A 25,710-nucleotide genomic window follows, 5' to 3' on the forward strand; every position below is an offset into this window, starting at 1 on the left:
GATATCGCGCAAAATACCTTGCAGCGGCATATTTCCAGGCAAAAGAAGTCCGGAAATGCGATGATTGCGAAGGCCCGGGACTACGATCTTTCCGTGCGGAAGATGTATGCGGGCGCGCGGCTTCGGCGGTTGCGCGAGGAACGCAGACTCACCCAGGCGGCGCTGGCCAAGTCGCTTGATCTGTCACCCAGCTATCTCAACCAGCTGGAACGTGATCAGCGGCCGCTCACCATCCCGGTACTGCTGAAACTGAACTCCACCTTCGACCTCGACGTCCAGTTCTTCGCCGCGGACTCGGACGCGCGCCTCGTGTCCGACCTGCACGAGGTGCTGATCGACGCCGCGGGCGGGCACACCGCGCCGCTGACCGAGGTGGAGGAGCTGGCGACCAGGCAGCCCGAGGTCGCCAGGATCGTCGTCGCGATGCACCGCCGCCTGCGCGCCGCCACCGACCAGCTCGACCTGCTCTCCGCCCGGGTGTCCGCGCCGACCGGCGCGCCGGGCATGCCCATGCCCTACGAGGACGTGCGGGACTTCTTCTACGACCACCACAATCACATCCCGCAGCTCGATATCGCCGCCGAGCAGCTGTTCGAGCAGTCCGGCCTGACCATCGGCTCGCTGGACCGCCAGCTCGCCAGGGTGGCCGAGGAGCGCGCCGGGGTCACCGTGCTGGTCCGCGGCGACGGCGCGGACCCGGCCATCCCGAAGCGGCAATACGATCCCGAGAGCCGCACGCTGACCCTGGCCAGGCGACTTCGACCGGGACAGCGCGCCTTTCAGATCGCGACCACCCTGGCGTTCCTGCTGTACGGGACCGAGCTGGACGGGGTGCTCGCCGAAACACCCTCGCTCACCGGCGAATCCCGCACGCTCGCGCGGATCGGGCTGGCCAACTACTTCGCCGGCGCACTGGTGCTGCCGTATGGACGTTTCCTACGCTCGGCCGAGGAATTGCACTACGACATCGACCTGCTCGGCCTGCGCTTCGAGGTCGGCTTCGAAACCATCTGCCACCGGCTGAGCACGTTGCAGCGGCAGGGTCAGCGCGGGGTGCCGTTCTTCTTCGTCCGCACCGACCGCGCGGGCAATATCTCGAAACGCCAGTCCGCCACCGCCTTTCACTTCTCCCGGGTCGGCGGCAGCTGCCCGCTGTGGGTGGTGCACGAGGCGTTCGCGCATCCCGGCCGGATCCTGCCGCAGATCGCGGAGATGCCCGACGGGCGCCGCTACCTGTGGATCGCGCGCACCGCGATGACCGCGCCGCACGGATTCGGCACCGCGACAAAGAATTTCGCGATCGGGCTCGGCTGCGACATCGAATACGCGGACCGGCTGGTGTATTCGGCCGGACTCCAGCTCGACGACCCGACGACAGCGGTACAGATCGGCGCGGGCTGCAAGGTCTGTGAGCGGCCGTCCTGCCCGCAGCGCGCCTTCCCGCACATCGGCAGTCCGCTCGCGGTCACCGAGAACACCAGCACCGACCTGCCTTATCCGCGCATCGGGCGCTGATCCACGACGCACGTATTCCATTCGTCCAAGCCTCGGCCCCGATGTCCGGTTTACCGTGCGAATCATGGAAACGACACATCGTCCCAGCACGGACCACACGATCGAGGATCGCCTCGTAGCGCTGCTCGACGAGTGGATGGCCGCCATCGTCACCAACGACGCGGCCCGGATCGCCGCCTACATGACCGACGACTGGATCATGGTCTCCGAAAACGGGATCACGCCGGCCGCGCGGTTTCTCGCACTGGTCAAGTCCGGTGTGCTCAGCCATTCGGCGATGCAGCGGGTCAGCGCCGCCACGATCGAATACCGGGGCAACGTCGCGGTGCTGACCGTGCGGGCCACCAATACCGCGCGCTTCCAAGGCAAGCGGTTCGACGCCGACGAGTGGACGACGGACATCTTCGTCGAGACCGAGCAGGGCTGGCGGTGCTCACTCACCCATATCACCGCCGTCTCGACCGGATGATGTGCCCCGATTCGGTTGCCGGTCAGCCGGTTACGACTTGGCCAGGTACTCCAGGCGCTCGGAGTCGACCGCGGCGTGCATCATGCTCGCCAGACCGGGATGCTTCCGCAAACCTGGATCGGCCTCGACCACCTCGCGAGCGAGTTCCTGTGCGGCGGTGATGACTTCGAGATCATCGAGCAGCGACAGCAGCTTCAGCGAGCGGGCGGTGCCGGACTGGGCGGCACCGAGCACGTCGCCCTCGCGGCGGGTGCGCAGGTCGAGCACGGCGAGTTCGAAGCCGTCGGTGGTGGCGGCGACCGCGTCCAATCGAGCCATCGCCGAACCGTTGGGGGCGGAATCGGTGACCAGCAGGCACAGGCCGGGATGCTTGCCGCGGCCGATGCGGCCGCGTAGCTGATGCAGCTGGCTGACGCCGAAGCGGTCCGCATCGACGATCACCATGACGGTCGCGTTCGGCACGTCCACGCCGACCTCGACGACGGTCGTGCAGACGAGCACGTCGACGGCGCCGTCGTTGAAAGCGCGCATCACCTGGTCTTTTTCGTCCGCGGGCAGTCGGCCGTGCAGCAGGCCGACACGCAGTTCGGACAGCGGGCCGGTACTCAGCATCTCGAAGACGTCCAGCGCGGCCTGCGTTGTCGGGCCTTCCTTTTCGGGCTCGGCCGCCTTCGCCTTGCCTTTGCCGGACTTACCGGAGGCCTCCTCGTCGTCACCGATGCGCGAGCACACCACGTAGGCCTGCCGACCGGCCTTGACCTCCTCCACGATGCGCTCCCACGCACGGTCCACCCAGTTCGGATGTTGCCTGCGCGGAACAACTTTAGACGTGATCGGCGAACGCCCCCTTGGCAATTCGGTGAGTGTCGAGGTCTCCAGGTCGCCGAGGGTGGTCATGGCGATGGTGCGCGGGATCGGCGTGGCGGTCATCACCAGCAGATGCGGGCTGGTGCCCGCTTTCGCCTTGGCGCGCAACGCATCCCGCTGCTCGACGCCGAAGCGGTGCTGCTCGTCGACGACGACCATGCCGAGGTCGAAGAACTCGACGTTGTCCTGGATCAGCGCGTGCGTGCCGATCACGATGCCCGCCTCGCCGGTCATCGCCGCCAGCAGCGCGGCCTTCTTGGTCGCGGTCGACATCGAACCGGTGACCAGCACCACCTTGGTCGCGTTCTCGCCCGCGCCGAGTTCACCGGCGTTGCCGAGATCGCCGAGCATCCCGCGCAGCGACCGATAGTGCTGGGCGGCAAGAACTTCCGTCGGCGCGAGCAATGCGCACTGCTGACCGGCGTCGACGATCTGCAGCATCGCCTGCAGCGCGACGATCGTCTTGCCCGAGCCGACCTCGCCCTGCAGCAAGCGATGCATCGGATGGCTGCGCGACATATCGGCGGAGATTTCCGAGATCACCTGCTGCTGACCCGCGGTCAGCTCGAACGGCAACCGCTTCTCGAACTCGGCGGCGATGCCGTCCGGTCGCGGCGGACACGGGCGCGCGGCCCGGCCGGACACCTCGTGGCGGCGTTCGGCCAGCACCAGTTGCAGCGCCAGCGCCTCGTCGAAACGCAAACGCTGCTGCGCCTGTTCGATGTCGGCCTTGTGCTCGGGCAGGTGGATCAGGCGCAGCGCGTCGGAGATCTTCATCAGCGAACGGTCGTCCCTGATCGCGTCCGGCAGCGGATCGTCGATCGGGTCCAGCTGATCGAGCACCTGCCGCACGCAGGCGAGCACGTCCCAGCTCTGCACCTTCGCGGTGGCCGGATACACCGGAATGAACTCCCGCTCCATGAACGAGGTGTCCACGCCCTCAGCGCCTTTCGCGCTCTGCGCCAGCCCGCGCAGGTCACCGCCGCCGCGCACGGTCTGCACCGCGACGACCGACTCGTCGTCGTCGTTCTCGGGCAGGATCAGATAGCCCGGATGGCTCAGGTTCCATTGACCGGGCCGCCAGTAGTTGACGGTGCCCGACATCATCGCCCGAAGACCTTCCCGGACAACGTATTTCACCTTGTCACCGTTGAAGAAGGTGACGTCGACGCCGCGGCCGGTGCCGGATCCGGTGTCCAGCACCACCTTCAGCAGCGAACCACGCCGGTTGCGCATCGGCCGCAGCTCGGCCTTGGTGATCCGGCCGATCACGGTGATGTGCGTGCCGTCTTCCGGCTCTTCCTCGGTGAGCGGCTGTCCCTGCGTCGCGTAGCGCAGCGGATAGTGCCGGAGCAGGTCCTCCACCGTGTGCATGTCGAACGCGTCGACCAGCGAGCCCGCCGCCTTCACGCCGAGAATATGGTCGAGCCGATCACTCAGGGTCGCCATCTACTCCACTCCGATCTGCACCAGATCCCCGTGCTGCCCACCGGAATACACGGTGACCTCCACGCCGGGAAAGCTTTCGCCGATGTGTGCCGCTAGTTCGCCGGCCAGGCCGTCCGGCGCCGCCGCACCCATCAGCAGGGTGACCAGCTCGCCGCCGAACGCGAGCATCCGGTCCAGCAGCGTCAGTCCGGCCGCCCGCACATCATGGTCGATCACTACGACATCCTGGCCGACCAGGCCCAGCCCGTCGCCCGCTTCACAGGTGCCGACCATGGTGAGCGCCCGTTCCGGTGCGGCGCGCAGCGACCCCCACCGGGTGGTCGCGGCGGCCTCCGACATGGCGAAGGCGTCGTCGACGGCGATCCGGCCGCGATCGTGCACGGCCAGCGCCGCGAGGCCCTGCACCATGGATCCGCTCGGCAGCAGGAGCACGTCGCGGTGCGCGTCACGAGCGGCGACACCGACCGCGACCAGGTCGTGCGCGGGTAACGCGCCGTTGGGCAGGACGAGTACCTCACGGTTGGGCATGGCTCGGATCGCGGCGAGCAGGTCGGCGGCGGTCACCGCGCCGTCACCGGCGAGCACCACCGCTCCGGCGTCCTCGAACAGTTCGGCCGCACCGTCACCGGCGGCTACCGCCAGGATTCCGCGGTCGGCGGGTCCGTCGACTTCCTTCGCGGAGTCCATGGTGGTGTGGGTGACGAGGTGGCCGGAGGTCATGTCGTGCGGCGTCTCGCGTCCGGTCAGCCCGAAGCTCTCGATGCGGATACCGCTGAGCTTTCCGGCGGCCAGCCCGGCTTCGACGGCGGCGCCCGCATCCGCGCAGTGCACGTGGGCAGACCAGAAAGAGTCGCCGTCGCCGACGACCACCACGGAGTCGCCGAGCTCGGTGAGGCGGGCGCGCAGCTGCGCCATCCGGTCCTGGTCGGTGTCGGCGAGCAGGTACATCACCTCGTATTGCGGTTCCGCCGAACCGGTTTCGCGGTTGTCCTCGACGGATCGCACGATGACGGGTTCACGCGGGGTGTACTCCGGGCGAGCGGGGATCTCCCCGAAGGTGATCGAGACGAGGCTGTCCAGCAGCACCACCAACCCGCGCGCACCCGCGTCGACCACTCCGGCCGCGCGCAGCACGCCGAGCTGGGACGGTGTGTCACCGAGCGCCTTGGCGGCACCGTCGGCCGCCGCCAACGCCACCTCGGCGAGCGAGGTGTCCTGGCACGACGCCGCGCTGGCGGCCGCGCAGTCAAGGACAGTAAGGATGGTGCCTTCGATCGGCTCGCTCAATGCCTCGCGAACCAGGACCGAGGCGCGGTTCAAGGCATCGCGCAAGGTGGTGGCGGTGAGCGGTTCGCTCCGGACCGCCTCGGCGATACCGCGCAGGACCTGCGACAGGATGATGCCGGAGTTGCCGCGCGCGCCGATGGTCGCGCCGCGCGCCATCGCGGCGGCGACGTCGTGCGCCGACAGTGCGTCCACCGGACCGCGCGCCGCCGCGGCGTCCATCGCAGCGCGCATCGTGGCGAGCAGGTTGGTGCCGGTATCGGCGTCCGGGATAGGGAAGACATTGAGTGCGTTGATCTCCTCGCGCCGGTTTTCCAAACCGTCGAGGCAGGCTCGGCCCCAGCGCAGCAACGCCGTGCCGTCCATCACATCCCGCACTCCGGGCACCGTCACCCCTTTAATCGTCGCCACCTGCACCGCCCGCAAGGTTAGCGGGCGCAACCGACATACTGTTTGCACCCACCGCGCGTGCCAGCCAGGTCCGCAGCCCACCCGGTTTGGTGGATCCGGGGCGGTCCCGCTACCCTTGCAGGGTTGCCTTCGCGTGGCCGTTGCCGGTTTGCGCTGGCCGATGTACATCGGCAGGGGTACGTCAAACATTGTTTCCGGACATGCCGCCCGCGGGCGACGGTCCTCCACATGACATGAAGGAGTTCGCGACTATGGCTGCCGTCTGCGACGTCTGCGCCAAGGGCCCCGGCTTCGGGAAGTCGGTCTCGCACTCGCACCGGCGCACCAACCGTCGCTGGAACCCGAACATCCAGACCGTTCGCGCCCAGGTTGCGCCGGGTAACACCCGTCGCATGAACGTGTGCACCTCCTGCCTCAAGGCGGGCAAGGTCGTCCGCGGCTGATTGCCACGGCTGACCTAGTACGAGAACCGACGCACGCCCCGGCACCCTTCACGGGTGGTCCGGGGCGTCGTCATCGATAGGTGGGTATGACCGAGCCCGACTGGCGCATCACCCCACTTGCCGCCGAGCACGCCTACCCGCTCGCCGAATGCCACATCGCCTGCTGGCGCGAGGCCTACCGCGACCTGGTGCCCGCGCACGTGCTGGACGCCTTCGACGTCGACCGGCGAGCCGAGCAATGGGAGCGCAACCGGGTCAAGTACCCCGGACGCACCTGGGTCGCGCTGGTCGGTGCGCAAGTGATCGGCTTCGCCAGCGCGGGCGAGACCCTCGACGATCCGCCGATACCTTCGCACCAGCTGTACGCGCTGTACGTTCGTTCGCCTTGGTACGGCACAGGCGTCGCGCACGATCTGCTGCGAGCCGCACTCGACCCGTCAGAGACGTACTCGCTGTGGGTATTCGAGCAGAATCCGCGCGCACTGGCCTTCTACCGCAAACACGGTTTCGCACTGGACGACACGAGCAGAGTCGAAGCCTTCTCGCCGTCGATCGAGGTCAAAATGGTGCGCGGGCCCGGAACCGTGGAATGAAACCGGGCGTCCGGACCGTACATATCCACACGCTAGGGTGCTGAACATGACCTCCACCGAGCAAGCCGGGTACGTGACTTCCGTCGACGGCGTTCTGCAGATCACCATCGCGACCGCCGCGAACGGCACGTCCATGGACTTCGGCGGGATCGTCGCGGGCACCGCTGCCCTGCGCTCGCTCGGCTCCGAGGTCGGCGCGGTGCTGCTGACCGGCACCGGCGCGAACTTCTGCGCGGGCGGCAATGTGCGCGGCTTCGCGGCAGCGGCCGATCGGGCGGCCCACATCTACGGCCTGGCAACGGATCTGCACCACTTCGTGCGCGCGCTCGACGCGACCACGATCCCGGTAGTCGTCGGCGTCCAGGGCTGGGCGGCGGGTGCCGGAATGAGCCTGGTCTGCGCCGCCGACATCGCACTCGGCGGGCCGAGCACCAAGCTGCGCCCGGCCTACCCCGGCATCGGCCTCAGCCCCGACGGCGGCATGTCCTGGACGCTGCCGCGCATCGTCGGACTCGGCCGGGCTCGCGAAATCCTGCTCACCGACGCGGTTCTGGACGCCGACGAGGCGGTCCGGCTCGGCATCCTCAGCAGGCTGGTCGCCGACGACGAGGTGCAGGCCGAGGCACTGAACCTGGCCCGAACCCTCGCCGCCGGACCACGTTCCACCTACGCGAGCATCAAAACCCTTCTCGCACAGTCTTCTTCGTCGGCTCTCGGCGATCAGCTGGATCGCGAACGCGACGCGATCGCCGCGGCGGCCAACAACGCGACCGGCCGCGAGGGCGTCGACGCGTTCGTCGAGAAGCGCAAGCCGAACTACGCGTAACTCACTGTTTGGTCTGCAAGACGAACTTGGCGACCGCGTCGGTGAACGAGTCGTTGTCGTCACCGGCCGCGGTGTGCGCCGCGCCGCCGATCTCGACCAGCTGCAGCTGCGGCACCAACTCCTGAAACGCCGCGGCGCCTTCGGCACTCACCACGTCCGACTGCAGGCCGCGCACCAGCATCACCGGAATCGTCAGCTTGCGCGCGGCGGCTTCCAGCTGGTCGGTCATCTCCGACGCGTCCTCGACCCGGCCGGACAGCATGTCCGGGTCCCAGTGCCAGTACCAGCGGCCGTCGCGCTCGCGCAGGTTGCGCAGCAGACCGTCGGTGTTCTTCGGGCGCGGCCGATGCGGCAGGTACTCGGCGACCGCGTCTGCCACCTGCTCCAGGCTGTCGAAGCCGTCGCGGTGCTTGCCGAGGAAGTCGATCACCCGCGCGACACCGGCCTTCTCGGGCCTGGTCACGATGTCGACGAGCACCAGCGCGCTGATCGCCTCGCCGCCGGGCGTTGCGGTGGCGAGCAGGCCGGTGATGCCGCCCATGCTCGCCCCGACCACGACGGCGGGCGCACCGAGCTGTTCGAGCGCGAGCAGTAGGTCGCGCACCATGGTGTCGCGGCGGTAGTCGCCGTCTTCGGACCACGCGCTGTCGCCGTGTCCGCGCGCGTCCAGCGTGACCACGCGCATGCCCGCGGCGCCGAGTTTCGCGCCGGTCTGTTTCCACGAGTGCCTGGTCTGCCCGCCGCCGTGCAGGAAGACGACGAGCGGACCGTCGGCCGGGCCGAACTGGTCGGCGGCCAGCTCGAGCCCACCCGAGCCGCGCAGCCGAAATGGCGCGGGCTCGAGAAGATTGTTCGCATTACTCACGAACCGAGCATCGCATAGAACCGGTTACGGTTCGCGGCGAGCCTCCCGAACGGTTGGTTCAGCAGTCCCACTTGCCGGAGGCGCTGAGGGTGCGCTGCAGCAGGCAGGCCACCTTGGCGTTGACCGAGGAGGAAATGGTGGAGGAGCCGTTGGAGGTGAACTCCTCGCCGATCTGTGTCGACGAGGTATCGGCGGCCGGTGCCGACGTGGTCTCCGTGGCAGGCTCCAGCGGCAGCCCCGAGGCATTCGCGGTGGCGGCGCCACCCGCGAGAGCGGCGCAGAGGGCCAGGGTGGCGGTGGTGCCGCGCAGAACGCCGCGAACGGTGGTGTTGGGCATGGAAAAGCTCCTCACTCGACAATCAATCTAGGTAACTCACACACAGACGCCGGCTCAGGGCAGGCGCCAGTCAACGGGTTCGGCACCCAGTTCGTCGAGCAGTTCGTTCACTCGGGAGAACGGGCGCGAACCGAAGAAGCCGCGCGAGGCCGACAGCGGCGACGGATGCGCGGACTCGATGTAGGGGATCTCGGCCTCGACCAGGGTCGGCTTGAGGGTGGCCGCGTCGCGGCCCCAGAGGATCGCGACCAGCGGCTCGTCCCGCGCGACCAGCGCGCGAATGGCCTGTTCGGTCACCGCTTCCCAGCCCTTGCCGCGATGGGAGGCGGGCTGGCCGGGCGCCACGGTGAGCACCCTGTTGAGCATCAGCACGCCCTGATCGGACCAGGGGCTCAGGTCGCCGCAGGACGGCGTCGGGTGGCCGAGATCCTTGGTGTATTCGGCGAAGATGTTCGCCAGGCTGCGCGGGACCGGTGAAACATCCGGCGCGACAGAGAAACTCAGGCCCATCGCATGGCCGGGAGTCGGATAGGGGTCCTGGCCGACGACCAGCACGCGCACCGCGTCGAAGGGGCGCTGGAAGGCGCGTAGCACGTTCTCACCGGCCGGTAGATAGCCGCGGCCCGCCGCGTTCTCTTCGCGCAGGAACTCGCCCATGGCGGAAATGCGTTCCGCCACCGACTCGAGTGCCTTCGCCCATCCCGGATCCACAATTTCCGACAGTGGTTTCGCGCCCATGACCGCACAACTTATCGTGGTTCGCTCGCGACCGCCGAGTCCGCCCCACCGAATGATTCCCAGCCGGCGCTGCCCGACCGCGCCGCGCCGTCGACCGTGACGCCGTGACCGGCGCGCACGCGGCCGATCGGCACCCATCCGGCGGGCAGGTCACCTTCGGCCGACCAGGTGCCGACGAATGCGTGATCCTCGCCGCCGGTCAGAATCCATTGCGCCGCATCGGCATCCATGCGGGCGGCGATATCGGCGAGTGCTCGGTCGTGCAATGCGGACAAATCCAGATCAATAGCGACACCGGATAATTCGGCGATATGGCCGAGATCCGCCAGTAGCCCGTCGGACACATCGGTCAGTGCATTCAGGCCCGTTTCCGGCTGCGCATTCAGCACTGCCGAGTAGGGCGGCTGCGGGACACGGTGCGCGGCAAGCGCTTCGGTGAAGTCGGCAGATTCGATGCCCGCTGTCAGGATCGCGAGGCCCGCGGCCGACCAACCGAGGCGGCCCGCGACGGCGACCGTGTCCCCCACGCGCGCACCGGCTCTCGTGATGGGCGCCCGGCCACGCAGATTGCCGAACGCGGTGACCGAGATGACGAGCTCGCGGCTGCGAACCAGATCGCCGCCCGCGATGGAGGCGCCCGCGCGGGTCGCCTCGGCCCACATTCCGTCGGTCAGGCCATCGATCACGTCGAGCGCGGTGTCGGCCGGGCAGCCGAGCGCCACTACGAACGCGCTCGGACACGCGCCCATCGCCACCACGTCGGCCGCGTTCTGCGCGATCGCCTTGCGGCCGATGTCCTCGGGGCTCGACCAGTCGAGGCGGAAATGCCGGTCCTGCACGAGCATGTCGGTGGTGACCACGAACCGGCCGTCCGGCGCGGCGACCAGGGCGGCGTCGTCGCCGGGCCCGAGCAGCACGCTCGGCGCTTGGACCCGGCCGCGGTTGATCCGCTCGATCAACGCGAACTCGCCCAGTTCACGCACCGTCCTTGGTCCCGTGTGCTCGCTGATGACCGGTCCTTTCAGACGCGCTGACGGCTGGAATCGACCCGAAGGTACCCTTTTCAGGGCAATCGACTGCTACCGGGCCGGTCACGGCATCGCCGCGCCTTCGCACGGCCGCCGACCGCCCGGTCAGCGCAACAGGAAGGATCGGTGAGCATGGCGGCGGAATCGTCGGACCACGATTCGGCGAAGGACACGGCCGGACAAGTCGCCGAGAGCACCACGCTCGCAGACGGTCCGTCGGACACCGAATCCGCTACCTCGGACACTGCGGCGAGCAGCACCGACTCGACCGCGAGCACGCGCCAGCACTCCCCGGCACTCATCGCCACCGCAGTCGCATTACCGGTCGCGCTGGTCGTCGTCGTGCTGGGGATCGCGATCTTCGCTCGCAACGCCCCCGTCGACCGCGAACCGCTGGTCCTCGGCCCGGTCCCTGCCCCCGCCGCGACCGGCGCCGCCTGCACCAACTTGCTGCCCGCCCTGCCGACCGAACTCGGCGACTACACCAAATCCACCCTCGTCGAACCCTCCCCACCGGCCACCCGCGCCTGGCAGCACACCGACGGCGGCGACCCGATCGTGTTGCGCTGCGGCCTGGACCGCCCGCTCGAATTCAATCGCGCCTCTGCATTGCAGATCGTGAACGGCGTCCAGTGGTTCGAGGCCCGCGACCAAGCCGCCAAAGCAAGCACCTGGTTCGCCGTCGACCGCGAGACCTACATCGCCCTGACCGTCCCCGACGGCTCCGGCCCCACCCCACTGCAAGCGGTCTCCGACACCATCACCGCCAACCTCCCCGCGACCCCACTCGACCCTGGCCCGCTCCCCAACTGAGGCGCTAGCGAAGTCCGGTGCCGCGCGCGAGGGCCGTCTCGACCAGGATCGACACCAGATCCTGGTAGTCGATGCCGGTGGCCTCCCACATCCGCGGGTACTGGGAGATCGGCGTGAAGCCGGGCATGGTGTTGATCTCGTTGATCACCGGTCCGTCGGCGGTGACGAAGAAGTCGACGCGGGCCAGGCCCTGACAGTCCAGCGCGCGGAACGCCCGGACCGCGAGTTCCCGGACGCTGTCGGAGACTTCGTCGTCCAGCTTCGCCGGCACGTCGAATTCGCAGACGTCGTCGAGGTATTTGGTCTCGAAGTCGTAGAACTCGGGATTCGCGGCGGTCGCGCCTTCCTCGGGCATCCGGATCTCCGACAGCACACTGGCTTCCACCCGGCCGTCCGGGAATTCCAGTACGCCGCACTCGACTTCGCGGCCGACGATGCCCGCCTCGACGATCACCTTCGGGTCGTGCGCACGGGCCGTGGCGATGGCCGCGGCCAACTCGGTCCAGTCGTCGACCTTCGTGATGCCGATCGACGAACCGCCGCGCGCGGGCTTCACGAATACCGGCAGCCCGAGCCGGGCCCGGTCCGCCTCGCTCACCGTCTCGGTGCCCGGCCGCAGCACCACCTGGATGCCGACCGGCAAGCCTTCTGCCGCAAGGAGTTTCTTGGTGAACTCCTTGTCCATGCCCGCCGCGCTGGCCAGCACGCCCGCACCGACGTACGGCACACCGGCGAGCTCCAACATGCCCTGCAGGGTGCCGTCCTCGCCGAACGGTCCGTGCAACAGCGGGAACACCACGTCCACCGAACCGAGGGTGGCGCCGGGATCGTCGAGTGCGACAAGCGCACCCGAGTTACTCGGACCGGACGCCAAGGTCAACGCCGTACCGGTGGCGTCGACCGACGGCAACGCGCGATCGTGGAACCCGAGCGCCGCGATGTTCGAATCGGCCAGCACCCAGGTGCCTTCGGTGCTGATGCCGATCGGCACGACGTCGTACTTCTCCGGGTCCAGGTTCGGCAGCACGCTGCCCGCCGACACGCAGGAGACGGCGTGCTCATTGCTCCGCCCGCCGAAAACCACAGCCACCCGGATCCGCTTCGTCATGCCCCGAACCGTACCCGTCGCGGCGCGTAGTCCCCACCGCTACCCGCTGGCGTAACTGCGGCGCGTGTCCGTGCTGCGACTACTCCGGCTTGATCCGCCGGCCGAGGAGATTGCCGACGGCTTCGCGCACCGCCATGCCCTCGTGGCAGACCTGGTTCACGGCGGTGGTGAGCGGCATGTCGACGTCGTGTTTGACGGCCAGTGCGCGAATCGAGGTGCAGGACTTCACGCCCTCGGCCACCTGGCCATGCGTTGCTTCCTGCGCGGTTTCCATCGAACCGCCCGCGCCGAGGGCATGGCCGAACGAGCGGTTGCGCGACAGCGGTGAGGTGCAGGTGGCGACCAGGTCGCCGACGCCGGCCAGGCCGGAGAGGGTGGCCGGTTCGGCGCCGAGGGCCACGCCGAGCCGGATGATCTCGGCGAGGCCGCGGGTGATGATGCTGGCGACGGTGTTGTCCCCCAACCCCATTCCGGACGCGATGCCGCAGGCGAGGGCGATCACGTTCTTGCTCGCGCCGCCGACCTCGCAGCCGATCACATCGATGTTGGTGTAGGGGCGGAAGTATCCGGTGGCGCTCGCGTGCTGCAGAGCCACGGCACGATCGGCATCGGTACAGGCGATCACGGTGGCGGCGGGCTGACCGACGGCGATCTCGTGCGCCAGATTCGGGCCGGACAGCACCGCGATGCGACTCTCGTCGGCCCCGGTGACCTCGCCGATCACCTGACTCATTCGCAGCAGCGTGCCGTTCTCGATGCCCTTGGCCAGGCTGAGCAGCGACGCGTCCGGTGCGATCAAACCCTTCCACTGCTCGAGATTCGCGCGCAGCGATTGGGACGGCACCGCGAGCACCACGATGTCGGCGCCGTCGAGCGCGACGGCCGGGTCGTGGGTGGCCGCCAGCGGGGGCAGCGGAATATCGGTGAGGTAAGAGGGATTGCGATGTTGGGTGTGCAGTATTTCGGCGACTTCGGGTCGTCGCGCCCAGATGGTGACCTCGGTTCCCGCGTCCGCCAACACCTTCGCGAACGCGGTCCCCCAAGATCCCGCGCCCATAACTGCCGCCCTCGTCATCTGCCCAATATGCCATGGAAGGATTGGACGCATGCGCCCGCACGCTGTGCATGCCGTGATCGCGGTGAAGAGCCTCGATCAGGCCAAGAGCCGACTGGCCGACCGGCTGCGCCCGGAACACCGGGCCCGGCTGGTCCTCGCCATGCTCGCCGACACCTTGACCGCCACCGCGGCCGTTCCGGAGATCGCCTCGGTCGTCGTGGTCACGCCCGATCCGGTCGTGGCCGACCTGGCCCGATCGATGGACGCCGCGGTGCATCCCGAGCCACGCTCCGCCGGTCTGGACGGGCTGAACAATGCGCTCGCCGACGCCGCGGCCGGGCTGCGGCACCGGCACGGTCCGGTCGATCTACTCGCATTGCAGGCCGACCTGCCCGCGCTGCGCGCGGAGGAACTGGCCGACGTGCTGACGCTCGCGCCGCGCGGGCTGCGCTCGATCGTGGTCGATCACGCGGGCACCGGCACAGCCGCGCTACTTGTCCGCGATCCCGTCGCCGACCTCGAACCCCGGTTCGGCCCCGGTTCGGCGGGCAAACACATCGCCGCCGGTGCGGTCGATCTGACCGGCGATTGGCCCGGTCTACGGCTGGATGTCGACACGGCCGAGGACCTGGACCTGGCCATTGAGCTCGGGGCAGGCTGTGCGACCAGAGTCGCGCTGCACGACATCGGCTGGCCAGATCGTGTTCATCAGCCGGTTCGCCGAGTGTGCTAGAAGATCGCCAGCGTGTGGTGATACTCACGGCAATCATAGTGTCGGGCTCCACAGCACCCCGTCCGTAGGGGATGATCGTTGGCGTGAGTGAGCGAAGCGAGCTATCCAACTGCCAGCGCGCATCGCGCGTGTCGGTGCCGAGCCCCAGCGAGGTAACGGCATGAGCGATACAGAGACCGTCAAGCCGCAGTTGCTTCCTACGCCGCCACCCGCGGCGACGCCGGTGCAGACCGATGCCACCGGCGAACAGTTGCCACGTGATCGCTACCTCAATCGAGAGTTGAGCTGGCTCGATTTCAACGCCCGGGTGCTCGCGCTCGCCGAGGACGCGTCGCTGTCCCTGCTGGAGCGCGCCAAATTCCTGGCCATCTTCGCGTCGAATCTCGACGAGTTCTACATGGTCCGGGTCGCTGGTTTGAAGCGCCGGGCCGAAACCGGTCTACTGGTCCGTTCCGCGGACGGACGCTCGCCCGGCGAGCAGCTGGAACTGATCGCCGCCCGCGCACAGGAGATCGCCGACCGCCACGCGCGGGTCTTCCTCGACGACGTGCTGCCCGCACTCACCGCGGAGGGCATCGCGATCATCGACTGGACCGACCTGAACGACGATGAGCGCCAACGCCTCTCGGGCCACTTCCAGGATCAGGTCTTCCCGGTGCTCACCCCGCTCGCGGTGGATCCGGCGCATCCGTTCCCCTACATCAGCGGCCTGAGCCTGAATCTCGCGGTGACGGTGAAGGATTCCGCCACCGGCGGCGAGCACTTCGCGCGAGTCAAGGTGCCGGACAACGTCGATCGGTTCGTCCGGGTGCGCCGCACCGACTCCGGTTCGACCATCGCCGCCTTCCTCCCGATGGAGGAACTGATCGCGGCGCACCTCGATCTGCTGTTCCCCGGCATGGAAGTGGTTGAGCAGCACTCGTTCCGGATCACCCGCAACGCCGACTTCGAGGTCGACGAGGACCGCGACGAGGACCTGCTGCAGGCACTGGAACGCGAACTCGCGCGCCGCCGCTTCGGATCGCCGGTGCGTCTAGAAGTCTCCGACGACATGACCGAGCACATGCTCGAATTGCTGTTGCGCGAACTCGATGTCGATCCCGGCGATGTGATCCAGGTGCCCGGCCTGCTCGACCTGTCGTGCCTATGGCAGGTGTACGGGGTGGACCGCCCCAACCTCAAAGACGCGCCCTATGTGCCCGCCACCCCACCCGCGTTCGGCGAGCGGGAGACCCCGCGCAACGTGTTCGCGGCGCTGCGCGAGGGCGACGTGCTGGTGCACCACCCGTACGACTCGTTCTCCACCAGCGTGCAGCGGTTCATCGAACAGGCCGCCGCCGACCCGCAGGTGCTCGCCATCAAGCAGACGCTGTACCGCACCTCCGGTGACTCACCGATCGTCAACTCGCTCATCGACGCGGCCGAGGCAGGCAAGCAGGTCGTCGCGCTGGTCGAGATCAAAGCGCGATTCGACGAGCAGGCCAACATCAAATGGGCCCGCGCGCTGGAACAGGCAGGCGTGCACGTGGTCTACGGCCTCATCGGCCTCAAGACGCACTGCAAGACCTGCCTGGTGGTGCGCCGCGAGGGTGCCACCATCCGCCGCTACTGCCACATCGGCACCGGCAACTACAACCCGAAGACCGCGCGGCTCTACGAGGATGTCGGATTGCTCACCGCCGCACCGGAAATCGGCGCGGACCTGACCGACCTGTTCAATTCGCTGACCGGTTACTCGCGAAAAGAGAACTACCGCAACCTGCTTGTCGCGCCGCACGGCGTGCGCGCCGGCATCATCGAGCGGATCCAGCGCGAGACCGAACTGGCCGCGCAGGGCAAGGACGCCCGAATCCGGTTGAAGGCCAATGCGATCGTCGACGAGGAGATCATCGACGCGCTGTATCGGGCCTCGCTGGCCGGCGTTCCGGTGCAGATCGTGGTGCGTGGCATCTGCGGACTACGCCCCGGCGTGCCTGGCATGAGCGAGAACATCGAGGTGCGCTCGATCCTCGGCCGCTTCCTCGAGCATTCGCGGGTGATGCACTTTCAGGCGCAAGACCAGTACTGGATCGGCAGCGCGGACATGATGCACCGCAACCTCGACCGGCGCGTGGAAGTGATGGCGCAGGTGAAGGATCCGCGGCTGACCGAGCAGCTCGGGCAGGTCTTCGACTCCGCGTTGCATCCCGACACCCGCTGCTGGGTACTCACCTCGGATGGCAACTGGCTGGCCCGACCGGAGCACGCGGGCGACGACGACGTCAAAGTACGTGACCACCAAGAGTTCTTGATGCGCCTGCGGAGGCCCGAACAGCAGTGAGTGGTACCACGGGGTACGAAATGGAAGGGGGACCCTTCTGGGATCCCCGTATTACCGCCAACATTCACGCCGCAGGCGCGGTGGTGTGGCGGCGGGCGACGAACGGCGCGCTGGAGATAGCCGTCGTGCACCGGCCGAAGTATCAGGATTGGTCGCTGCCCAAGGGCAAGCTCGATCCCGGTGAGACGCCGGTGCTCGCCGCGGTCCGTGAGGTCCGCGAGGAGACGGGTCTGGACTGCAAGCTCGGCCGCTACCTCGGTCACGTCACCTATCCCGTTCCGGGACACCGCAAGCTGAAGCGGGTCGACTACTGGGCGGCCGAGGTGGCCGGCGGCGAGTTCACCTCGAATGACGAAGTGGACGTGCTGAATTGGTACTCGCTGGACCGGGTGATGGAGCAGCTGTCCTATCCGATGGATCGGCAGGTGCTGCGCGCGTTCACCCGGCTGCCCGCGAACACTCGCACCATGCTGTTGGTGCGGCACGCGAAAGCTGGTCGGCGAGACCGCTTCTCCGGTCCCGATCCGCTGCGCCCGCTGGATCGGTCCGGACAGGCCCAAGCGCGGGCCCTGGTGTCGAATCTGCTGGCGTTCGGGGCATCTGAGATCCACTCCGCCGATCCGGTGCGCTGCGTGCAGACGGTGACGCCGCTGGCGGAGAAGCTCGACACCGAGATCATCCTCGAGCCGCTGCTTTCCGAAATCGGTTATGCCGCAGCGCAGGACGAGACGCGGCAGCGGATCCTTTCGCTGATCCCCGATACCGAGGTGCCCGTTGTTTGCAGTCAGGGCAAGGTAATTCCCGATCTGCTGCAGTGGTGGGCCGAGCGCGACGGCATCACGCTACCGTCCGCGCGCAACCGCAAGGGCAGTGTGTGGGTGCTGTCCTTCGTCGACGGCCGGCTGGTCGCCGCCGACCATCTGGACCGCTCGCTGAACTCCGACTTCGTGAAGTCCTGACCATCGGAGTAGAAAACCGGACTCTACTGCTCTGAAAGACGCCCCTGGACAACCGAAACGGCCCCGGAACCTTGGTTCCGGGGCCGTGTTCGATCGGTACAGCGGATGTTTGGGCCTTACGGCCGGTCATCCGGCGCCAATACCGTACTGGCGCAGTATCTAGCGGCGACCGCGAGCGGGAGCCTTCTTGGCAGCCGACTTCTTGGCCGGAGCCTTCTTGGCGACCGTCTTCTTGGCGGCGGTCTTCTTGGCCACCGTCTTCTTGGCGGCGGTGACCTTCTTGGCCGGAGCCTTCTTCACCGCGGTCTTCTTGGCGACCGTCTTCTTGGCGGGCGCCTTGGCCGCAGTCGTCTTGCGAGCAGCGGTCTTTGCGGGCGCCTTCTTCGCAGCCTTCTTGGCCGTGGTCTTGGCCGGGCCCTTTGTGGGGGTGGCCTTCTTGGCGGCGGTCTTCTTCGCCGCCGTCTTCTTGGCGGCCGCCTTCTTGGCTGCCACCGGGGCATTCACGCCGCGCTTGACGGCGGGACCGCTCTGGGCGAGCTTCTGCTTGCCCGCGATCACGGCCTTGAACTGAGCACCCGGACGGAACGCAGGCACCGAAGTGGGCTTCACCTTGACGGTTTCGCCGGTGCGCGGGTTCCTGGCGACTCGAGCCGCACGCTTGCGCTGTTCGAACACACCGAATCCGGTGATTGTGACGCTCTGACCCTTGTGCACCGCGCGCACGATGGTGTCGACCACATGCTCGACTGCCGCGGTGGCCGTGCGCCTATCAGTACCCAACTTTTCGGTCAGAACGTCGATCAGTTCCGCCTTGTTCATTGAATCCTCCGCAGACTAATGGCCCGTCGTCGGACCGACTAGGTACCACGGTAAACCCAGAATGGGCAAGAGTCTATGTGCCACGCCAAAATTCATGTGGTTTAGCACACGTCCAGCTATCGGCCCCGGTGCCATCCAGCTAACACCCAAGGGTGTTTAGGACTGCGAAATACGTGCCGGCAGGGTAGTGGGTTTCCATGCTGGCCTTGCGTTTTCGAACTCGGCGATGGTGTCGCTGCGGCGCAGCGTGAGCCCGATGTCGTCCAATCCTTCGAGCAGACGCCACCGCGTGTAGTCATCAATATCGAACGGCAACACGGCGGTTCCGGCAGTCACCGTGCGCGCCTCGAGGTCCACAACCAATTCGAGTCCGGGCTGTTCCTCGAGCAACTTCCAGAGCATTTCGACATCGTTCTGTGACATCTGAGCGGCCAACAGCCCGCCCTTACCGGCATTGCCGCGGAAGATGTCGGCGAAGCGAGACGAGATCACCACCCGAAAGCCGTAGTCCGACAGCGCCCAAACGGCGTGCTCACGAGAGGATCCCGTGCCGAAATCGGGACCCGCTACCAGCACACTGCCCCGGTTGTACGGCTCGTTGTTCAGAATGAAGTCCGGATCGTTACGCCAGGCGGCGAAGAGTCCGTCCTCGAATCCCGTGCGGGTCACCCGCTTCAGGTACACAGCCGGGATGATCTGATCGGTATCGACATTGGAACGGCGGAACGGCACGCCGATCCCCTTGTGCACGGTGAAGGCTTCCATTGATTCTCCTGAGTCGGTAGGGGTATCGCGTCCGGTCAGTCCAGATCCGCAGGTGAGGACAGGGTTCCGCGCACCGCGGTCGCGGCGGCCACCAGCGGCGAAACCAGGTGCGTGCGGCCACCTTTGCCCTGTCGGCCCTCGAAGTTCCGGTTCGACGTGGATGCGCACCGCTGACCGGGCTCGAGCTGATCCGGATTCATTCCCAGGCACATTGAGCAGCCCGCCTGCCGCCATTCGGCGCCCGCCGTGGTGAAAATCTCGCCCAGTCCTTCTAATTCGGCCTGTGCGCGAACCCGCATAGACCCCGGTACAACCAACATTCGCACCGAGTCGGCGACCTTGCGTCCTTTTAAAACCTCGGCGACAGCACGCAAATCTTCGATGCGCCCGTTGGTGCACGAACCGACGAATACCGTGTCGACCGCCACATCCCGAAGCGGAGTACCCGGCTCCAAATCCATGTACCGCAGCGCTTTCGCCGCCGACTCGCGCGCCGTCTCGTCCGCGATCTGGGCGGGGTCTGGCACCGATTCGCCAAGGGGCGCGCCCTGTCCCGGGTTGGTGCCCCAGGTGACGAACGGGGTCAGCTCGGCGGCGTCGATGTGCACCTCGGCGTCGAAAGCCGCGCCGTCGTCGGTCTTCAGCGCCTCCCAGGCGGCCACTGCTGCCGTCCAGTCGGCTCCCTGCGGGGCGTGCGGGCGTCCTTCGAGGAATTCATAGGTCGTTTCGTCCGGAGCGATCATGCCGGCCCTGGCGCCCGCCTCGATGGACATGTTGCAGATGGTCATTCGCGCCTCCATCGACATGGCGCGAATCGCCTCGCCGCGGTACTCCAACACGTAGCCCTGGCCGCCGCCGGTGCCGATTTTCGCGATGACGGCCAGAATCAGGTCTTTACTCGTCACGCCGGGCGCCAAACTGCCGTCGACGGTGATCGCCATCGTCTTGAACGGGCGCAGCGAGAGTGTCTGGGTGGCAAGGACATGCTCGACCTCGGAGGTGCCGATGCCCATCGCCAGCGCGCCGAACGCGCCGTGCGTCGAGGTGTGGCTGTCGCCGCACACCACCGTCATGCCCGGCTGGGTGAGACCGAGCTGCGGGCCGACCACGTGCACGATGCCCTGGTCCAGATCGCCCATCGGATGCAGGCGCACACCGAATTCCGCGCAGTTACGGCGCAGGGTGTCCACCTGGGTGCGCGAAATCGGGTCCGCGATGGGCTTATCGATATCGGCGGTCGGGACGTTGTGATCCTCGGTCGCGATCGTCAGGTCGGGCCGCCGTACCGGCCTGCCCGCCGCGCGCAGGCCGTCGAATGCCTGCGGGCTGGTCACTTCGTGCACCAGATGCAGGTCGATGTAGATCAGGTCGGGTTCGCGCCCGGCGCCCTCACCCGAACCGTGGGTTACGACGTGCTGCTCCCACACCTTTTCGGCCATGGTGCGTGGCTGTGCCATTTCTCGATCACCTTTCGACAAGCATCCGGTCGCGGTCCGGGCTGGGAGCGCGGCGGCGGTTGCACGAGTTTTCGGGTATGTGCGAGGTCGGATGCCTCATAGGAGATTCCACGGCGCGAAGACACCGAAGTGGATTTCCCAACATCCGAGACGCTAGTATCGTTCTATGAGACAGCATAGCGGCATCGGCGTCCTCGACAAAGCAGTGGCGGTGCTGTACGCCGTCGCCGAGCACCCCTGCGGTCTCAACGAGCTGTGCGCCCGCACCGGCCTGCCCCGCGCCACCGCACATCGCCTGGCCGTCGGCCTGGAAGTGCATCGCCTATTGGCGCGCGACAACACCGGAATGTGGCGGCCGGGCCCCGCGCTCGCCGAGCTCGCCGCCGGCGCCACCGATCCGCTGCTGGAGGCCGCATCGGCCGTGCTGCCCCGATTACGTGAGATCACCGGCGAAAGCGTCCAGCTGTATCGCCTGGACGGCAATGCGCGGATCTGTGTCGCCGCGCTGGAACCGCCCGTCGGGCTGCGCGACACCGTTCCCGTCGGAGCGCGCCTGCCGCTGACCGCCGGTTCCGCCGCCAAGGTGCTCGTCGCCTGGGCCGACGCCGACCTGCAGCGCACCATCCTCGCCGACGCCGTCTTCGGCGAACGCGCATTGACCGAGGTCCGCAAGCGCGGCTGGGCACAAAGCGCCGCCGAACGCGCCTCCGGCGTGGCAAGCGTCTCCGCCCCCGTGCGCGACGCGGGCGGCACCGTCATCGCCGCCGTCTCGGTATCCGGACCCATCGATCGAATGGGCCGCCGCCCCGGCGCCCGCTGGGCCGCCGACCTGGTCGCCGCCGCCGAAGCCCTACACAAGCGCCTGTAACACGTTCTAGAAATCACGTTCTAGAGTAGGCCCATGGGAGTCAACCAACGGGCACAGATCGTCATGTCCGACACCGAGATCAGCGATTTCTTGGAGCGCAGCCGAGTCGCCACCCTGGCCACCATCGGCCCCGACGGCAGGCCGCACCTGACCGCCATGTGGTACGCGCTCATCGACGGCGAACTCTGGTTCGAAACGAAGACAAAGTCCCAAAAAGCCGTCAACCTGCGCCGCGACCCCCGCATCACCTGCATGGTCGAGGCAGGCCAGACCTACGACCAGCTGCGCGGCGTAGCCATCGAGGGCCACGCCGAAATCATCGACGACCCCGAAAAGCTCTACGCCGTCGGCGTCAGCGTCTGGGAGCGCTACACCGGCCCCTACACCGAAGACGTCCGCCCCATGGTCGAAACCATGCTCCACAAACGCTCCGCCATCCGCGTAATCCCCGACCGCACCCGAAGCTGGGACCACCGCAAACTAGGCCTCCCCCAACTCCCCTTGGGCGGCACCACCGCCCAACCCCTCGACTGACCTGCCTATGCGTTGCGACACAGCCTCCGACGCGCCCCGATATCGAACTGACATCACCCCCCTCCCCCGACTAACGTCGAACCGTTCGACACAAATCGGCCGGCCACCGCAGCCCGCAAGGGCGCGGCACCCCGACCGCCACCACGAGGAGACGACGGCGATGACGGAATCTGATAGTTCCCCCGGCTCAGGCACCCCCGAGGCCACCAGCGCCGAAGACGTAAAGCGCAAGTTCAAAGAGGCCCTCGACCGCAAAAACCAGCACAACGCCCGCACCGCCGACCACCTCGACGGCCGCTCCAAGGGCGCCAACGCCACCCACGGCAACGCCAGCACCAAGCGCGAATTCCGCCGCAAGAGCGGATAGTTCAAGAGACGAGAAAGGCCCCCTGGTCACAGACCTGGGGGCCTTCGTTTTGCCTCGATGAGACCCGACATCGTCCAGCTGGAGGCCCGCTCACCACCATCGAACGATGCACGCCGACCGAGAGCCGATCAGTCCGACCGAGTTTTGTAAACCGTGGAAACTAAGAGCTCCCCTGCCGACCTGCCCACATGACCGCCAGGGGCGAAGCCTCCTGGCCGGGGGTCCGGGGGCGAAGCCCGCCGGGCGGGGTTTGGGGGTTGCACCCCCAAAAGAAACGCGGAAAACCAGAAAAGGCCCATGCTCTCCATGAGCATGGGCCTTGCACTGGTTTGTAGCCCCGACGGGATTCGAACCCGCGCTACCGCCTTGAGAGGGCGGCGTCCTAGGCCGCTAGACGACGGGGCCAGGACTGCTTCTCGTTTGCACGAGGAGCACCTTTGGTTGATCTTTCGATCAGGAGGCTCGGCTAGCTTAGCTGGCCGGAGCGTGGCGACCAAATCGCCAGCTGCTGTACTGATTTCGGCCGCGCACCGATCTCGACAACAATCTCTCCGCTGGGGTACCAGGACTCGAACCTAGAATGGCTGAACCAGAATCAGCTGTGTTGCCAATTACACCATACCCCAATGACCAGGCGTTTCAGCCTCGCGTCTGGATGACTGCGAGGCCTTGTTCCGAGCCGAGAAGAAGACTACCAAACGGCTATGGGTTAACTACAAATCGCCTGGTCAAAGCCATGTTTTTGGCTCATTCCCGACTTTCAGGCCGTCGCCGACCACTCTTGCGCGGAGCGCAGCCGGGCCAGGGTGGTGTCGCGGCCGAGCAGTTCGAGCGACTCGTAGAGGGGTGGGCTGATGTGTGATCCGGTCACCGCGACGCGCACGGGCGCGAATGCTTTGCGTGGTTTGAGCCCCAGATCGTCGATCAGCGCGGTTTTCAGCGCGTCTTCGATAGCGGCGGTGGACCACTGTGTCAGTGGCTCCAGTGCGGCAATAGCAGATTGCAATACCTGATTTGCTTCGGTACCGAGATTCTTGGCTCCCGCGGCGGGGTCGATCGCAAATTGTTCGGCGGGCGCCAACAGAAAACGCAACAGTTCCCAAGCGTCCGACAAGACCACGATCCGGGTCTGCACCAGTTCGGCCGCAGCGGCGAACATCTTCTCATCGATTTCGGCACCGATATGACCGTGCTTGGTCAGGTACTCACGCAGTCTGTTGCTGAAATCACCCGGTTCCAGCAATCGGATGTGCTCGGCGTTGAGCGCGTCCGCCTTCTTCTGATCGAATCGGGCCGGATTCGAATTCACTTTCGATATGTCGAACGCGGCAACCATCTCCGCCATGGTGAACACGTCGTGGTCGTCGGCGATGCTCCAACCGAGTAGTGCCAGGTAATTCAGCAAACCTTCGGGGATGAATCCACGATCGCGATGGACGAACAGATTCGACTCGGGATCGCGCTTGGACAACTTCTTGTTGCCCTGTCCCATGACGAACGGCAGGTGGCCGAACTCCGGGGTGAAGTCGGCGATGCCGATGCGGCGCAGGGCACCGTAGAGCGCGATCTGGCGCGGGGTCGAGGAGAGCAGGTCCTCGCCGCGCAATACGTGGGTGATCTTCATCAACGCGTCGTCGAGCGGGTTGACCAGCGTGTACAGCGGGTCACCGGTGCCGCGAGTGAGCGCGAAGTCCGGCACGCTGCCCGCCTTGAAGGTGGTTTCGCCGCGCACCAGATCGTGCCAGGTGATGTCCGCCGCGGGCATCCGGAGCCGAATCACCGCGGGGCGCCCGGCATCTCGATACGCCTCGATCTGCTGGGCGGTGAGGTCGCGATCGTAGTTGTCGTAGCCGAGCTTCGGGTCACGTCCGGCGGCCCGGTGGCGGGCCTCGACTTCCTCAGGCGTGGAGAAGGATTCGTAGGCCTCGCCGGCCGCCAGCAAACGCTGGACCGCGTCGCGGTGCAGATCCTTGCGCAGCGACTGGCGGTACGGCTCGTAGGGGCCGCCGACCTCCGGGCCCTCGTCCCAGGTGAGGCCGAGCCAGCGCAGCGCGTCGAGCAGCGCGCGGTAGGAGTCCTCGGAATCCCGTGCCGCATCGGTGTCTTCGATGCGGAAGACGAATTTTCCACCGTGGTGTCGGGCGTAGGCCCAGTTGAACAGCGCCGTCCGGATCAGGCCGACGTGCGGCGTCCCGGTGGGCGACGGGCAGAAGCGGACCCGTACTTCAGTCATGGCTCTCTTTCGACTAGCTGGTCGTTTCGAGTGACCTGCAAGCAGTCACTAGCGGTGCTTGGCGGCAACAGGATTGATCAAGGTTCCGATGCCTTCGATGGTCACGGACACCTGCTGTCCGGCCTGCACGGGACCGACGCCCTCCGGCGTTCCGGTGAGGATGACGTCGCCGGGCAGCAGCGTCATCACGGCGCTGATCCACTCGATGAGCTTCGGAATGTCGTGCAGTAGAAGCGAAGTGCGGCTGCGCTGGCGGACTTCGCCGTCGAGCTCGGTGACGATCTCCAGATCCGAAGGATCCAAGGAGGTTTCGATCCACGGGCCGAGCGGGCAGAAGGTGTCGTAGCCCTTGCCCCTGGTCCACTGTCCGTCGTGGCGCTGCTGGTCGCGCGCGGTTACATCGTTGGCGACGGTGTAACCGAGCACCACGTCCAGCGCGCGGGCGGCGGGCACGTCCTTGCACGGGCGGCCGATGACGACGGCGAGCTCGCCCTCGTAGTCGACCTGAGAGGAGCTGGGCGGCAGGATGATCGGGGCGTTCGGCCCGGTGATCGCGGTGTTCGGCTTGAGGAAGATCACCGGGTCTTCCGGTGCGGGCCCGCCCATTTCGGCCGCGTGTGCCGCGTAGTTCTTGCCGATACAGACCACCTTGCTCGCCAGAATCGGCGCGAGCAGGCGGACATCGGCCAGCGGCCAGCTCCGCCCGGTGAACGTCGGCGTACCGAACGGGTGTTCCGCGATTTCCTTCGCGATGGTGTCGCTTCCGTCCCCTTCGATGCTGACGAACGCGACCCCATCGGGACTGGCTACTCGACCTAGACGCATGCCGGGCAGTCTATCGACCGGCTTCCA

General features: G+C 67.1%; 25 protein-coding genes and 2 tRNA genes. 12 read left to right on the forward strand and 15 right to left on the reverse strand.

Annotated features, from left to right (window positions below; all coding sequences use genetic code 11):
• Positions 1–93 precede the first annotated feature (93 nt).
• Together ACIBK2_RS19265 and ACIBK2_RS19270 are read left to right on the forward strand one after the other, a co-directional pair.
• Positions 94–1,515 (forward strand): short-chain fatty acyl-CoA regulator family protein, encoded by a 1,422-nt coding sequence (locus ACIBK2_RS19265; RefSeq protein ID WP_396968886.1) that lies wholly within the window; start codon positions 94–96, stop codon positions 1,513–1,515.
• A 64-nt stretch (positions 1,516–1,579) separates the two neighbouring features.
• Positions 1,580–1,984: a nuclear transport factor 2 family protein gene (locus tag ACIBK2_RS19270; protein ID WP_396968887.1), complete on the forward strand. Its 405-nt coding sequence runs from the start codon at positions 1,580–1,582 to the stop codon at positions 1,982–1,984.
• Positions 1,985–2,014: 30 nt separating this feature from the next.
• Here ACIBK2_RS19270 and recG read toward each other — a convergent pair whose 3' ends face one another.
• Together recG and ACIBK2_RS19280 are read right to left on the reverse strand one after the other, a co-directional pair.
• Positions 2,015–4,300 (reverse strand): ATP-dependent DNA helicase RecG, encoded by a 2,286-nt coding sequence (gene recG, locus ACIBK2_RS19275; RefSeq protein WP_396968888.1) that lies wholly within the window; start codon positions 4,298–4,300, stop codon positions 2,015–2,017.
• Complete coding sequence (locus ACIBK2_RS19280; RefSeq protein ID WP_396969224.1) at positions 4,301–5,950, reverse strand: DAK2 domain-containing protein; 1,650 nt, start codon at positions 5,948–5,950, stop codon at positions 4,301–4,303. It abuts the gene before it with no gap.
• A gap of 296 nt (positions 5,951–6,246) precedes the next feature.
• On the opposite strand from ACIBK2_RS19280, the gene rpmB reads away from it, so the two are divergent.
• The 3 genes from rpmB (at position 6,247) to ACIBK2_RS19295 (ending at position 7,857) form a co-directional block, all read left to right on the forward strand.
• Positions 6,247–6,438, forward strand: coding sequence for a 50S ribosomal protein L28 (gene rpmB, locus ACIBK2_RS19285; RefSeq protein WP_011210730.1), 192 nt, complete (start codon positions 6,247–6,249; stop codon positions 6,436–6,438).
• An 86-nt stretch (positions 6,439–6,524) separates the two neighbouring features.
• A complete protein-coding gene (locus tag ACIBK2_RS19290; RefSeq protein ID WP_396968889.1) occupies positions 6,525–7,031 on the forward strand; it encodes a GNAT family N-acetyltransferase in 507 nt (168 codons plus the stop codon).
• Positions 7,032–7,077: 46 nt separating this feature from the next.
• Positions 7,078–7,857: an enoyl-CoA hydratase/isomerase family protein gene (locus ACIBK2_RS19295; RefSeq protein ID WP_396968890.1), complete on the forward strand. Its 780-nt coding sequence runs from the start codon at positions 7,078–7,080 to the stop codon at positions 7,855–7,857.
• A 1-nt stretch (position 7,858) separates the two neighbouring features.
• Here ACIBK2_RS19295 and ACIBK2_RS19300 read toward each other — a convergent pair whose 3' ends face one another.
• From ACIBK2_RS19300 to ACIBK2_RS19315, 4 genes are read right to left on the reverse strand one after another with little or no spacing between them, the layout of a single operon-like run.
• Positions 7,859–8,722, reverse strand: a complete 864-nt coding sequence (locus tag ACIBK2_RS19300; RefSeq protein WP_396968891.1) for an alpha/beta fold hydrolase — start codon at positions 8,720–8,722, stop codon at positions 7,859–7,861.
• Positions 8,723–8,780: 58 nt separating this feature from the next.
• Entirely contained in the window at positions 8,781–9,059 is a 279-nt protein-coding gene (locus tag ACIBK2_RS19305) for a hypothetical protein (protein ID WP_357378197.1), read from the reverse strand.
• Between the two features lie 54 nt (positions 9,060–9,113).
• On the reverse strand, positions 9,114–9,797 hold the full coding sequence (locus ACIBK2_RS19310; RefSeq protein WP_357378196.1) for a uracil-DNA glycosylase: 684 nt from the start codon (positions 9,795–9,797) through the stop codon (positions 9,114–9,116).
• Between the two features lie 11 nt (positions 9,798–9,808).
• Positions 9,809–10,780, reverse strand: coding sequence for a thiamine-phosphate kinase (locus ACIBK2_RS19315; protein ID WP_396968892.1), 972 nt, complete (start codon positions 10,778–10,780; stop codon positions 9,809–9,811).
• Between the two features lie 177 nt (positions 10,781–10,957).
• Here ACIBK2_RS19315 and ACIBK2_RS19320 point away from each other — a divergent pair, with 177 nt between their 5' ends.
• A complete protein-coding gene (locus tag ACIBK2_RS19320; RefSeq protein ID WP_396968893.1) occupies positions 10,958–11,638 on the forward strand; it encodes a DUF3515 domain-containing protein in 681 nt (226 codons plus the stop codon).
• 4 nt (positions 11,639–11,642) lie between these two features.
• Here ACIBK2_RS19320 and ACIBK2_RS19325 read toward each other — a convergent pair whose 3' ends face one another.
• Both ACIBK2_RS19325 and ACIBK2_RS19330 read right to left on the reverse strand, forming a co-directional pair.
• A complete protein-coding gene (locus ACIBK2_RS19325; RefSeq protein ID WP_396968894.1) occupies positions 11,643–12,746 on the reverse strand; it encodes a D-alanine--D-alanine ligase family protein in 1,104 nt (367 codons plus the stop codon).
• Positions 12,747–12,825: 79 nt separating this feature from the next.
• Positions 12,826–13,821 (reverse strand): NAD(P)H-dependent glycerol-3-phosphate dehydrogenase, encoded by a 996-nt coding sequence (locus ACIBK2_RS19330; RefSeq protein ID WP_396968895.1) that lies wholly within the window; start codon positions 13,819–13,821, stop codon positions 12,826–12,828.
• A 31-nt stretch (positions 13,822–13,852) separates the two neighbouring features.
• Between ACIBK2_RS19330 and cofC the strand changes: the two genes are divergently transcribed.
• The 3 genes from cofC (at position 13,853) to ACIBK2_RS19345 (ending at position 17,815) form a co-directional block, all read left to right on the forward strand.
• Entirely contained in the window at positions 13,853–14,536 is a 684-nt protein-coding gene (cofC, locus tag ACIBK2_RS19335) for a 2-phospho-L-lactate guanylyltransferase (RefSeq protein ID WP_396968896.1), read from the forward strand.
• Between the two features lie 160 nt (positions 14,537–14,696).
• Positions 14,697–16,856 (forward strand): RNA degradosome polyphosphate kinase, encoded by a 2,160-nt coding sequence (locus ACIBK2_RS19340; protein WP_396968897.1) that lies wholly within the window; start codon positions 14,697–14,699, stop codon positions 16,854–16,856.
• 20 nt (positions 16,857–16,876) lie between these two features.
• Positions 16,877–17,815, forward strand: coding sequence for an NUDIX domain-containing protein (locus ACIBK2_RS19345; RefSeq protein WP_396968898.1), 939 nt, complete (start codon positions 16,877–16,879; stop codon positions 17,813–17,815).
• Positions 17,816–17,974: 159 nt separating this feature from the next.
• Here ACIBK2_RS19345 and ACIBK2_RS19350 read toward each other — a convergent pair whose 3' ends face one another.
• From ACIBK2_RS19350 to leuC, 3 genes are all read right to left on the reverse strand, one after another.
• Positions 17,975–18,634 (reverse strand): HU family DNA-binding protein, encoded by a 660-nt coding sequence (locus tag ACIBK2_RS19350; protein WP_357378180.1) that lies wholly within the window; start codon positions 18,632–18,634, stop codon positions 17,975–17,977.
• A 156-nt stretch (positions 18,635–18,790) separates the two neighbouring features.
• Positions 18,791–19,399 (reverse strand): 3-isopropylmalate dehydratase small subunit, encoded by a 609-nt coding sequence (gene leuD / locus ACIBK2_RS19355; RefSeq protein ID WP_135232543.1) that lies wholly within the window; start codon positions 19,397–19,399, stop codon positions 18,791–18,793.
• Positions 19,400–19,434: 35 nt separating this feature from the next.
• Positions 19,435–20,856 (reverse strand): 3-isopropylmalate dehydratase large subunit, encoded by a 1,422-nt coding sequence (gene leuC, locus ACIBK2_RS19360; RefSeq protein WP_396968899.1) that lies wholly within the window; start codon positions 20,854–20,856, stop codon positions 19,435–19,437.
• A 166-nt stretch (positions 20,857–21,022) separates the two neighbouring features.
• Between leuC and ACIBK2_RS19365 the strand changes: the two genes are divergently transcribed.
• The 3 genes from ACIBK2_RS19365 (at position 21,023) to ACIBK2_RS19375 (ending at position 22,625) form a co-directional block, all read left to right on the forward strand.
• Positions 21,023–21,724 carry an IclR family transcriptional regulator gene (locus tag ACIBK2_RS19365; RefSeq protein ID WP_396968900.1) on the forward strand — a complete coding sequence of 234 codons (702 nt, stop codon included), beginning with the start codon at positions 21,023–21,025 and terminating at the stop codon, positions 21,722–21,724.
• A 33-nt stretch (positions 21,725–21,757) separates the two neighbouring features.
• A complete protein-coding gene (locus ACIBK2_RS19370) occupies positions 21,758–22,258 on the forward strand; it encodes a PPOX class F420-dependent oxidoreductase (protein ID WP_396968901.1) in 501 nt (166 codons plus the stop codon).
• Positions 22,259–22,418: 160 nt separating this feature from the next.
• Complete coding sequence (locus ACIBK2_RS19375) at positions 22,419–22,625, forward strand: DUF5302 domain-containing protein (RefSeq protein ID WP_379284815.1); 207 nt, start codon at positions 22,419–22,421, stop codon at positions 22,623–22,625.
• A 332-nt stretch (positions 22,626–22,957) separates the two neighbouring features.
• Here ACIBK2_RS19375 and ACIBK2_RS19380 read toward each other — a convergent pair.
• The 4 genes from ACIBK2_RS19380 to ACIBK2_RS19395 all read right to left on the reverse strand — a co-directional run bounded on the left by ACIBK2_RS19380 (position 22,958) and on the right by ACIBK2_RS19395 (position 25,683).
• Positions 22,958–23,030: transfer RNA gene (locus ACIBK2_RS19380), tRNA-Glu, on the reverse strand.
• Positions 23,031–23,179: 149 nt separating this feature from the next.
• Positions 23,180–23,251 (reverse strand) — tRNA-Gln (locus tag ACIBK2_RS19385).
• Between the two features lie 134 nt (positions 23,252–23,385).
• Positions 23,386–24,858: a glutamate--tRNA ligase gene (gene gltX, locus ACIBK2_RS19390; RefSeq protein ID WP_396968902.1), complete on the reverse strand. Its 1,473-nt coding sequence runs from the start codon at positions 24,856–24,858 to the stop codon at positions 23,386–23,388.
• Positions 24,859–24,906: 48 nt separating this feature from the next.
• Entirely contained in the window at positions 24,907–25,683 is a 777-nt protein-coding gene (locus ACIBK2_RS19395; protein WP_357378166.1) for a fumarylacetoacetate hydrolase family protein, read from the reverse strand.
• Positions 25,684–25,710 lie beyond the last annotated feature (27 nt).

It is taken from the genome of Nocardia sp. NPDC050175, assembly GCF_044459885.1.
Lineage (GTDB): Bacteria > Actinomycetota > Actinomycetes > Mycobacteriales > Mycobacteriaceae > Nocardia.